General features: G+C 40.5%; 2 protein-coding genes. Both read right to left on the minus strand.

Annotated features, from left to right (window positions below; all coding sequences use genetic code 11):
• Nucleotides 1-100: 100 nt before the first annotated feature.
• Nucleotides 101-907 (minus strand): hypothetical protein, encoded by an 807-nt coding sequence (locus FNW02_RS38030; RefSeq protein ID WP_191762615.1) that lies wholly within the window; start codon nucleotides 905-907, stop codon nucleotides 101-103.
• 18 nt (nucleotides 908-925) lie between these two features.
• Nucleotides 926-1,444: a hypothetical protein gene (locus tag FNW02_RS38035; RefSeq protein ID WP_191762616.1), complete on the minus strand. Its 519-nt coding sequence runs from the start codon at nucleotides 1,442-1,444 to the stop codon at nucleotides 926-928.
• Nucleotides 1,445-1,772 lie beyond the last annotated feature (328 nt).

Here is a 1,772-nt window from a genome sequence, read left to right on the forward strand (position 1 = left end):
GGAAAAGGAGCGTAACCAGCAGAAAGCTAAAATCGATTGGCGTTTTGCAGCTTCAGATGCCAGAGTGAAATTCCAACGGTTATATCCTAATTTACACCTGTCATAATTTTCTTGGTTGACTAGTAGTCGAATCGCTGTTTGATTCTGGCAGAGATGCCGCTGATTTCATCGAACAGAGGGAGGAGAGATTCGTCCTGGAGCGACGCTCGATCAAAATCTGCAAAGGTGACTTTTTTCCTTCTAACTCTGCAATAATAGTCTCTTCTAGTTGGTGATAGAAGTCGCGGATTTGTTGCTGATTACGCTCCATATTGGCAGCAATCTTTTGCATATATATTTGATTGAATGCATCAGGCGCAGACTCCGCTAACCTATCCGTGACTCTATCAACCAACTTGGCAAATCCTTCTGATGATGCTGTACTAAGTCCTTGAATGGTAGCATTAAAGTCTATGGATTCATCTTCGTTACTGATAGTCTCAATAATCAGATCGCATTCCTGCTGGCTGTACTCCTCTTTTTCTTCAAGTCCTGAAGCTTCGATAATCTTCAGGGTGTCAGCTAAAGAAACTTTACTACCAATTAGATCGCTGATAATAGCCTTCAATTCAAAAAGGCTTACTGGCTTAGACTTACTAGCTTTTTTAGACTTACTGTCTGACTTTTGCGGTGGAACTGGTTTTGATTCTAAGTGGTCAGGAGGATGGAAGGTTTCTTGATTTTTAAAGTTTTGTACAGCTGGCTCAAAAGAGTTACTAATATCGTGGTGACTATACTCGTATTGGTCTATAGGTAAGCCACAAGCAGTCAAGATGGAATCTACATCTTCAAGAGATAATTCATATTTCTCTTGAAGGGATTGTTTATTGTGAGGGATGTTGTCAAGAGCTTCAGAGTTATTATCCATTATTGTCCTTGGGTGTTTTTAGCTAAACATTTCTTGAAAAGTGTCATCATCTTGATGATAGATGAAGTCATCAGGTGTGTACTCAGCCTGAGTTTCTGTAGAAGAAGTAAAACATGGTTCGACTTGCTCAACTAAATCGAGTGCCCCCAGCTTGTTCTTACTTGCAGGAGGAGCAAGCACAGATGTAAGTTTTTCTGCTGTTGCTGGTTGTCGTGGCATCAGTGATTTTGTGCTTAAAAACTTATCATTAGATATCGCTTGCTCCCCTTCATCTAAAAGCCCAAAATTCTCTGCTAAATAATTAATATGCATTCTCAGCTTATAGATAGCAGCTCTTGCGTATTGCTTGAGTTGTTCGTCAGAGTATTCTCCTTTCTCTTTCAGGGCAAAAGGAAGCCAGTAAGCTCTAGTTGCTCCAATAACCTTTTCCTTTTCTGTAATCGCTGCGTTCTTAGAACGTAAAAAATTAGTGAGAATTCCATCTAAACTCTCCACATCAATATCTGTGCGGAATCGATACGGGACACGCTTAGACATGAGTTAAACCGCTCCTCACAGTAGATTGGTTATTTTTAGGCTTGATGCTGTAAAGGTAGAAAAATAATCCATACACATCTGTGAGGCGGTAATTAAGAGACTTGGTTGAAATTTGATTAGAAAAGCTGTTAAATATTTGCTTCTCTAGATGTTCGCACCAATTAACTGTAGAGAAGGAGAACAAGCTATTTAGCTCAGAGCGGAATGGCACTAAGAAAAGCCGAAACACTTGTGGTTTAAGCTGTTTGCAATTGCTTGCGTAACTCATGCCGGGGTTTGGTCATTAAGGGGTAAGCTTTTGGGCGGCGTTTACGGACTCGTGGTTCAC

This window comes from Komarekiella delphini-convector SJRDD-AB1 (assembly GCF_014831675.1).
In the GTDB taxonomy this organism is placed as follows: Bacteria; Cyanobacteriota; Cyanobacteriia; order Cyanobacteriales; family Nostocaceae; genus Komarekiella.

What these genes read in the sequence shown, in the direction of transcription:
- FNW02_RS38030 (WP_191762615.1), bottom strand. Translation starts at nt 907, where the DNA reads ATGGATAATAACTCTGAAGCTCTTGACAACATCCCTCACAATAAACAA.
- FNW02_RS38035 (WP_191762616.1), bottom strand. Translation starts at nt 1,444, where the DNA reads ATGTCTAAGCGTGTCCCGTATCGATTCCGCACAGATATTGATGTGGAG.